The sequence below is a fragment of the Calyptranema fuscum S582 genome, from assembly GCF_055793305.1.
Genome location: NZ_JBSLYH010000130.1, coordinates 1 through 1,092 on the forward strand (window position 1 = coordinate 1; position 1,092 = coordinate 1,092).

General features: G+C 51.4%; 1 protein-coding gene. It reads left to right on the top strand.

The window, feature by feature from the left end:
• A partial coding sequence (locus ACR6Z4_RS32175; RefSeq protein ID WP_479721394.1) for an IS630 family transposase occupies positions 1–1,084 on the top strand: 1,084 nt, incomplete at its 5' end.
• Positions 1,085–1,092 lie beyond the last annotated feature (8 nt).

A 1,092-nucleotide genomic window follows, 5' to 3' on the forward strand; every position in this document is an offset into this window, starting at 1 on the left:
GCCCAAACGGCTATCTATCTATCCTCACCTCAGCGTTGATGAGTTAGAACAACGCTATCGTCATGCAGAAACTGTGATTGAACGATCGCATTACCAGATTCTGTGGCTGCTGGCCAAAGACAGAGCAAGTGAGGAGGTTGCTGAAATCACAGGCTATAGCCGTAACTGGATCTACGAGTTGGTTCGCAGTTATAACCGCCTGGGGGTTGCTGCACTAGGGGATCTGCGACGCCACAACCAAGGAGCACCGCCTAAACTAGACGATGTTCAACAGGCGAACTTGCTGCAAGCGATTCGAGGTCCTGCTCCCGATGGCGGCCTGTGGAATGGACGGAAGGTGGCTGATTACTTGAACGATGTGTTAGGGGTAACGGTGAGCCGTCAGCAAGGTTGGGAGTATCTCAAACAGATGGAGTTACGACTGCGGGTTCCCCGACCGCAGCATCAAGAGAGTGACCCGGAGGTGCAACAGGAGTGGATAAAAAAGTTGAGCGAAGAGGTGGAGCGGATTCAAACGCTCTACCCCGATGCCGACGTCGAAATCTGGTGTGAAGATGAGCACCGTCTGGGGTTACAACCGGTGACACGGCGAGTCTGGGTCGAACATGGCGAAACTGCCCTTGCTAAGGTCAACTGGAAGCGAGAGTGGTTATGGCTATATGCGTTTGTGCAACCGCAAACTGGCGAGACCTATTGGTGGCTTTTGCCCTATGTCAACACCGAATTGTTCAATCGAGTGCTCAAAGACTTTGCCGAGCATTTCAAAATTGGTCCAAGCAAACGTGTGATTCTACCGCTTGACCAAGCCGGGTGGCACACGAGCAATGAGCTAGAAGTGCCCGAGGGCATTCACCTGTTCCATTTGCCCCCCTACTCTCCAGAGCTACAGCCTGCTGAGCGTTTATGGCCATTAGTGAATGAGCCAATTGTCAATCAAGCATTTAGTTCGATAAACGGATTAGAGGAGGTCGTTTATCAGCGTTGTCAGCGGTTGCTGCGACAGCAGTCGTTGATCCGAGGCTTGACGTTCTACCATTGGTTGCCTCGTATTGCAAAAGCAACTAATCATGTGCATTTATCCTGACATGATAT